Origin of the sequence: uncultured Microbacterium sp. (genome assembly GCF_964244775.1) — a bacterium.
Taxonomy (GTDB): Bacteria; Actinomycetota; Actinomycetes; order Actinomycetales; family Microbacteriaceae; genus Microbacterium.
Map to the genome: position 1 here is coordinate 173,472 of NZ_CAXTJR010000001.1, position 6,744 is coordinate 180,215.

Annotated in this window: 8 protein-coding genes; 5 read left to right on the plus strand and 3 right to left on the minus strand. The window is 68.4% G+C overall.

Annotated elements, in window-relative coordinates; genetic code table 11:
* Positions 1-6: 6 nt before the first annotated feature.
* Together greA and ACFE6Z_RS00800 are read right to left on the minus strand one after the other, a co-directional pair.
* Positions 7-498, minus strand: a complete 492-nt coding sequence (gene greA, locus ACFE6Z_RS00795) for a transcription elongation factor GreA (protein ID WP_375383794.1) — start codon at positions 496-498, stop codon at positions 7-9.
* Positions 499-583: 85 nt separating this feature from the next.
* Positions 584-976 (minus strand): DUF4307 domain-containing protein, encoded by a 393-nt coding sequence (locus tag ACFE6Z_RS00800; protein WP_375383795.1) that lies wholly within the window; start codon positions 974-976, stop codon positions 584-586.
* Positions 977-1,080: 104 nt separating this feature from the next.
* Here ACFE6Z_RS00800 and ACFE6Z_RS00805 point away from each other — a divergent pair, with 104 nt between their 5' ends.
* The gene (locus ACFE6Z_RS00805; protein ID WP_375383796.1) at positions 1,081-1,401 is read left to right on the plus strand and encodes a hypothetical protein; all 321 of its coding nucleotides are present in this window, start codon (positions 1,081-1,083) and stop codon (positions 1,399-1,401) included.
* Between the two features lie 8 nt (positions 1,402-1,409).
* Here ACFE6Z_RS00805 and ACFE6Z_RS00810 read toward each other — a convergent pair whose 3' ends face one another.
* Positions 1,410-2,114, minus strand: coding sequence for a hemolysin III family protein (locus ACFE6Z_RS00810; RefSeq protein WP_375384619.1), 705 nt, complete (start codon positions 2,112-2,114; stop codon positions 1,410-1,412).
* 114 nt (positions 2,115-2,228) lie between these two features.
* Between ACFE6Z_RS00810 and ACFE6Z_RS00815 the strand changes: the two genes are divergently transcribed.
* The 4 genes from ACFE6Z_RS00815 to ACFE6Z_RS00830 all read left to right on the plus strand — a co-directional run bounded on the left by ACFE6Z_RS00815 (position 2,229) and on the right by ACFE6Z_RS00830 (position 6,540).
* Positions 2,229-3,014: an isoprenyl transferase gene (locus ACFE6Z_RS00815; protein WP_375383797.1), complete on the plus strand. Its 786-nt coding sequence runs from the start codon at positions 2,229-2,231 to the stop codon at positions 3,012-3,014.
* Between the two features lie 54 nt (positions 3,015-3,068).
* Positions 3,069-4,250 (plus strand): aminotransferase class V-fold PLP-dependent enzyme, encoded by a 1,182-nt coding sequence (locus ACFE6Z_RS00820; RefSeq protein WP_375383798.1) that lies wholly within the window; start codon positions 3,069-3,071, stop codon positions 4,248-4,250.
* Between the two features lie 185 nt (positions 4,251-4,435).
* Complete coding sequence (locus tag ACFE6Z_RS00825) at positions 4,436-5,785, plus strand: PhoH family protein (RefSeq protein ID WP_375383799.1); 1,350 nt, start codon at positions 4,436-4,438, stop codon at positions 5,783-5,785.
* Between the two features lie 155 nt (positions 5,786-5,940).
* Positions 5,941-6,540 (plus strand): hypothetical protein, encoded by a 600-nt coding sequence (locus ACFE6Z_RS00830; RefSeq protein ID WP_375383800.1) that lies wholly within the window; start codon positions 5,941-5,943, stop codon positions 6,538-6,540.
* The last annotated feature ends 204 nt before the right edge of the window (positions 6,541-6,744 follow it).

The following is a 6,744-nucleotide window of genomic DNA, read 5'->3' on the forward strand; positions in this document are numbered from 1 at the left end:
GGAGCGCTACTGACCCGAGTAGGTCTGGACCTTCACGATCTCCACGCCGATCTCGCGGCCGTTCGGGGCGGTGTAGGAAGTCTTCTCGCCCTCCTTGAGGCCGAGGATCGCGGAACCTAACGGGGAGGCCTCGCTGTAGACGTCGAGTTCCGATCCGACCGCGATCTCGCGGTTGCCGAGGAGGAACACCTCTTCCCCACCCGCGACGACCGCGGTGATGACGGTTCCGGATTCCACGACGCCGTGGCTCTCGGGTGCCGTGCTCACGGTCGCGGTCTTGAGCAGGTGCTGAAGCGTGCGGATGCGCGCCTCCTGCTTTCCCTGCTCGTCCTTCGCGGCGTGGTACCCGCCGTTCTCCTTGAGGTCGCCCTCTTCGCGCGCCGCTTCGATGCGCTTGGCGATCTCTTCGCGTCCGGTCGTCGAGAGCCGCTCGAGCTCGTTCGCGAGCCGGTCGTACGCATCCTGCGTGAGAAAGGTCTCAGGCGCTTCGCTGGACACGGTTGTCTCCTTCGGTCAAGGGCCGATGATATGTCAAAACGCCCCGGCTCTTGCCGGGGCGTCGGTGTCGACTGTGTCCGCCAGGCTACGTCACCCAGCAGGTGTTGACAAAACCTGTGGTCGCGAGCCCCAGCGTCGGGATCGTCTCGCGGAAGGCTCGAGCGTGCACCTCGGAGGCGTCGTACGCGACGATCTTCCAGCCCACCACACCGTGCTGCTCATCCTGTGCCTCGAGGGCGCACGCGACCGACGAACCGGCCACCGCCGAGATCTGAAAGCTCAACGTCACGCTGTGCTCGTCATCGATCGAATACCCGGTCGTGTCGACGCCGACATCGTCGAGCGCATTCGAGACGGTCAGCCAGGCGAATGCCGCCGCCGCGAGGGTAATCACGGTCACCACGATGATCAGCGCCCATCGACGACCTGCCGACGGCACGCGGCCGTACCGCACATCGAGTCTGTCGGGGGTGGTCATCGCGCTGTCGGCCGGTTTCGCTGGGAAGATTTAGGCTGGAGACTCCAGGCTAAGCGCTCCAGCGCAGAACCCGGTCCACGCGCTCCCGCGCAGAACGAGGACACATGCACGCTGCGCTCGCGCGATCCGTACCGATGGGGCTCCTGCCCCCTTCCCCGGACCCGAGTGTCGACCCGACGCTGGTCACACCAGGCCCCTGGGGGTTCGTGGCGATCGCGTTCGTCGCGGTCACCGTGATCCTGCTCGTGTGGGACATGCTCCGACGCATCCGGCGTGGGCGTTACCGCGCCGAGGTGCGCGAGGAACTCGACGCCGAAGCGCAGGCGCAGGCCGCGATGGCGGCGACGAACGTCGACGACCAGGACATCGATCCCGAGTCGGACGTGACGGGCGACGGACCCACGGACGCCCCTCGAACTGGCTGAGCAGTGGGTCAGGCCGGTGCGCCGAGCGAGGGCACGAAGGGGTGCAGCGCGATGAGCAGGCACGCCGTCCAGTGGCAGAGGAATGCCAGCACGGTGCACGCGTGGAAGATCTCGTGGAACCCGAAATGCCCTGGCCACGGGTTCGGGCGCTTCAGCGCGTAGGCGATCGCGCCGCCCGTATAGAGCAGTCCGCCGATCACGACGAGGATCATCATCGCGGCGTTCGCGGTGAACAGCGGCACGAGGTACATCACCGCGGCCCACCCGAGCACGAGATACAGCGCGACGTACAGCCAGCGCGGCGCGTCGATCCAGAAGACGCGGAACAGGATGCCCAGGAGCGCGCCGCTCCAGACGACCACGAGCAGCACAGTGCCCTCGCGAGGAGGAAGTGCCAGCGCGGCGATGGGGGTGTAGGTGCCCGCGATCAGCAGCAGGATGTTCGCGTGGTCGATGCGCTTGAGCAGGGCCTTGGTCTTCGGGCCCCAGTCGAGCCGGTGGTACAGCGCGGAGGTGCCGAAGAGCAGCAGTGATGTCACCATGAAGACCGCGCACGCCCACTTGGCCGGCGCGCCCTGGGCCGCCACGATGAGTACGATCCCCGCGACTATCGCGACCGGGAAGGTGGCCGCGTGGAGCCAGCCGCGCCATGTGGGCTTGAGCTCCTCCTGAGCCCCGACGGCGGCCGCCTCCAAAAGGGGCAGCTGGGGCATCTCGACGCCCTCTTCGGGCTTCGCGCGTCGGGCCATTCGTCGAGCCTACGCGCCCTTCATACGCTCGGCGGAACACGTTGCGGCGCCCGAGCGCGTGGGCGGTACCGTAGGCATGTGGCAAGCGTCTGGTCGAACGAGGGCAGGGGCCTGCTCTACCGGCTGTACATCCGGCGGCTGCGCACCCACCTGGTCCCCGGCAACGTTCCGCACCATGTGGCGATGATGATCGATGGCAACCGGCGCTGGGCCAAGCAGCTCGGCTTCCAGACCGCCGCGCACGGTCACCGCGCAGGCGCGGCGAAGATGCGGGAATTCCTGCAGTGGTGCGACGAACTCGGCATCAAGGTCGTGTCGCTCTATCTGCTCTCGATGGACAATCTGCACAAGCGCGACTCCAAAGAGCTCGAAGACCTCATCGAGATCATCGCCGAACTCGCCGAGGGGCTCTCGCACGAGCCGGACTGGCGCGTGCAGGCGGTCGGACGGATCGAACTTCTCCCGCCGGATCTGGCTCGCGTGCTCGGTGAGGCCCAGACGCGCACCAAAGACCACACCGGCCTGCACGTGAACCTCGCCGTGGGCTACGGCGGTCGGGGCGAGATCGTCGACGCGGTGCGCAGCATCATCGCCAAGCACGATGAACTCGGCGGATCGCTCGAAGAGCTCGCCGCGAGCCTGACTCCCGAGCAGATCGGCGAGCACCTGTACACCGGCGGCCAGCCCGACCCGGACCTCGTGATCCGCACATCGGGGGAGCAGCGCCTCAGCGATTTCCTACTCTGGCAGTCTGCGCACAGCGAGTTCTACTTCGTCGAGGCGCTCGGCCCGGATCTGCGCGAAGTCGACTTCCTGCGCGCGATCCGTGATTTCGCTTCGCGCGACCGGCGGTACGGCGGCTGACCTCTTACCGGTGCGCGCCTCGCACGCACGCGTCCGCGATGCCAGACTATGACGATGTCAGACGAATATCCGCGTGAATACACATCGGGAAAAGCTCCGGTCGCTGCCGCAGATGTGACCAGCCTCGGCGCGTATCTCGAGTCCTTCGACGGCGAAGCGGGCTATCTGGACTGGGCCGCGTTCGGGCCCCTGTCGCCATCGGTGCGCAACGACTCGCACGCGGACGCCGAGCTGCTGGGCACCGGGCGTGCGGCCGGCCTCGACCTCGTGGGCGACAACGTGCGCGAGGCACGCGAGCTCGTAGCCCAGGTGATGGCCGCCGAGCCCGAGCAGGTCGTCTTGCAGCCGTCGACGACGTACGGGCTGATGCAGGCGATGTACGGGCTTGCCGGGGGCGTCCTCATATCGCGCGCCGAGTTTCCGAGCCTGACCGTCTCGGCGACCCGTGCGGCGGATTCGTTGGGGTCGATGCACGTCGAGTGGCTCGAGCCGCAGGATGGTTTCGTCACCCCGGACTTGGTGCGAGCAGCCCTGACCGACGACACTCGTGCTCTCGCGGTCAGCCTCGTCGATTTCCGCACCGGGTACCGCGCAGACCTGAGCGCACTGCGGGAGGTGATCGGAGACCGGCTCCTCATCGTCGACGCGATCCAGGGGTTCGGGGTCGTGCAGGCAGACTACGCCGCTGCCGACGTCGTTTGCGGGAACGGTTACAAATGGCTGCGCGCCGGCCGCGGCACCGGGTTCGCCCGCTTCAGCCAACGCGCCGTCGATCGCATCGCACCCGTGCTGTCGGGCTTTGACGGCACCGACGGCGACCTCCCGGTGGATGCTGTGCCCGCCCCGTCGGGTTCGGCGCAGGCGTTCACCGTGAGCGGGGCAGACGAGCTCGCCGCCGGCCGGCTGGCCATCGCCCTGCGCGAGATCGTGGGTGTCGGCATCGACGTGATCGAAGCCGAACTCGCCGACCGTGCCGACCAGATCATGTTCCACGCCGGCCGATACGACATCGCCGTGGTGACGCCGCACGAACCCGAGCGGCGCGCGGGCATCGTCGCTCTCGCGCCGGCGCCCGCGGATGCCGCCGCGCTGGCAGCATCCCTCACCAACCACGGGATCACCGTCACCGTGCGCGGGGGATCCGTGCGGGTCGCTCCGCACGTGGGGACGACCGCCGACACGCTGCGCCTCTTCGGCGACGCGCTGGCGGAGTTCGCTTCCACCCGCGTCCGGTGAGCCGACACCGGGAATTTACGCGCGCGTAACCCTCGCACTGCGTGTCGGAAACGCCACTAGTGCTCAGCGGACGTAGCTTCGTGTCATCGGGCAAAGAGCTCGGTCGGGTCGGCCTTTCGGACCACGACTCGTGACCCCTGGTCGACTCGTGACTGCCGGGATTGATCCCGGGTCGGGAGTGGGTTGTGACCACACGAGCACCAGAGCAGCAGCACATCCAGCACACGGACGGCGGGGTCGATCAGGACCTGCGCACCTATGTGCTGGACACCTCCGTACTGCTGAGCGATCCACGGGCGTTCTTCCGCTTCGCCGAGCACAATGTCGTGATCCCCGTCGTGGTGATCACCGAGCTCGAAGGCAAGCGGCACGACCCCGAGATCGGCTATTTCGCACGGCAGGCCCTCCGTCACCTCGATGAACTGCGCATCGAGCACGGCCGGCTGGACTTCCCCGTCCCGGTCGGCGAGGGCGGCACGCTGCGCGTGGAGCTCAACAACACCGACGCGGGCGTGCTGCCTTCGGGCCTGCGCCTGGGCGACAACGACAGCCGCATCCTGGCGGTGGCGATGCACCTCGCCCAGGATGGCCAGGAGGTCACAGTCGTCTCCAAAGACCTCCCGATGCGCGTGAAGGCGGCATCCCTCGGTATCTCGGCGGAGGAGTACCTGGCCGAACAGGCCGTCGACTCCGGCTGGACCGGTATCGCGCAGCTGGATGTGTCGGGCGATGACCTGAGCGACCTCTACGAGAGCGACATCGCCGTCAGCGAGGACGTCAAGGGGCTCCCGGTGAACACCGGCCTCATCATCCACTCCGAACGCGGCTCCGCGCTCGGACGGGTGACGGGCGGCGGGGCGTATCGTCTCGTCCGCGGCGACCGCGACGTGTTCGGACTCCATGGGCGCTCCGCCGAGCAGCGCATCGCGATCGACCTGCTCCTCGATCCGGAGGTGGGCATCGTGTCGCTGGGCGGGCGCGCCGGCACCGGCAAGTCGGCCCTCGCTCTGTGCGCGGGTCTGGAGGCCGTGCTGGAGCGCCAGCAGCAGCGCAAGATCATCGTCTTCCGCCCGTTGTTCGCGGTCGGCGGTCAGGAGCTCGGATACCTCCCCGGCGACCAGGGCGAGAAGATGGGCCCGTGGGGCCAGGCGGTCTTCGACACCCTCGGCTCGGTCGTCACGGGCAACGTCATCGAAGAAGTCATCGCCCGCGGGCTGCTGGAGGTGCTGCCGCTCACCCACATCCGCGGCCGCTCGCTGCACGATGCGTTCGTGATCGTCGATGAGGCCCAGTCGCTCGAGCGCAACGTGCTGCTGACGGTGCTCAGCCGCATGGGGCAGAACTCTCGCGTCGTCCTGACCCACGATGTGGGTCAGCGCGACAACCTGCGCGTCGGCCGTCACGATGGTGTCGCCTCGGTGATCGAGACGCTCAAGGGCCACGACCTGTTCGGCCACGTCACCCTCATGCGTTCGGAGCGCTCCGCCATCGCGGCGCTCGTCACCGAGCTGCTGGAGGCCGGCGAACTCGCCTGATCCTGAATCGACGGAGGGGCCGGGATGCTGCATCCCGGCCCCTCCGCCTTGTCATACGCATGAGAAGAGTCTCATCGGATGCACCGTCGATTCTCATGCGCCTCTGCAAACATGGTTACAGGCCTTCTGTGGCCCGGATCGGCGAAGGGATCGCGATGGACGCACGTGTGCGGCTGGCCTTCGGTGGCGCGGTCACCGTGGCGGCGAGCATCGCAGTCGTCTGCGCGGTCGCGGTGAGCAATTCCGCCGCGCTGGCCGACAGTGCTGGCGTTCCGGTCGCGCTCGCTCGCATCGACGTTCCGGCCGCCGCTCCCTCGGCGTCGCCCAGCCCCGCGGCGCAGGCTCCTGTCGCTCCGCCGGCGGTCGTCGCCCCTGCGGCCGAGACAGTACCGGCTCCCGCGCCCGAGGACGTCGCCCCGGAGGCCACGCCAGATCCGCAGCCGGTTTCCACCCCCGCTGCCGCTGAGGCACCGGCACCCACGATCACCGTCGGTACGGCCGAACAGGACATCGTCGCGGGCGCAGCCAAGGCCGGCGGCTGGGATCAGCTCGTCGAGTGGGCCCGCTCCCGAGGATGGACGGATGCCGACATCGCCCGGTGGAAGGCGCGCCACCAGGACGTGCTCGCCGAGTTCGAGGCGCGCTGGCGCGCCGCACAGACCCCCGCACACGGTGCGGGTTCCCCATCCGTCGGCGCGTCGCGCGACGGATCGAAGAAAGATCAATCGCCCTCCTCCCCGGATAGGCGCGGTTGACAAAGGTCGGAGTTCCCCCCAGCTCCGCACCTCCAGCCCCCGGTGTTCCCCCAGCACCGGGGGTTTCTTCGTGCCCTCGGAGCGCTGAAGGCGGCCCCGCGGTGATCGAGTAGCGAGCTTGCGAGCGTATCGAGATCGCCCGAGCCGATGCACGACGCAGGCTCTGCGGGTCTCGAGCCGGCGCTGGCGCGCCTACTCGACCTG

What these genes read in the sequence shown, in the direction of transcription:
- ACFE6Z_RS00800 (WP_375383795.1), bottom strand. Translation starts at nt 976, where the DNA reads ATGACCACCCCCGACAGACTCGATGTGCGGTACGGCCGCGTGCCGTCG.
- ACFE6Z_RS00805 (WP_375383796.1), top strand. Translation starts at nt 1,081, where the DNA reads ATGCACGCTGCGCTCGCGCGATCCGTACCGATGGGGCTCCTGCCCCCT.
- ACFE6Z_RS00810 (WP_375384619.1), bottom strand. Translation starts at nt 2,114, where the DNA reads ATGCCCCAGCTGCCCCTTTTGGAGGCGGCCGCCGTCGGGGCTCAGGAG.
- ACFE6Z_RS00820 (WP_375383798.1), top strand. Translation starts at nt 3,069, where the DNA reads ATGTCAGACGAATATCCGCGTGAATACACATCGGGAAAAGCTCCGGTC.
- ACFE6Z_RS00830 (WP_375383800.1), top strand. Translation starts at nt 5,941, where the DNA reads ATGGACGCACGTGTGCGGCTGGCCTTCGGTGGCGCGGTCACCGTGGCG.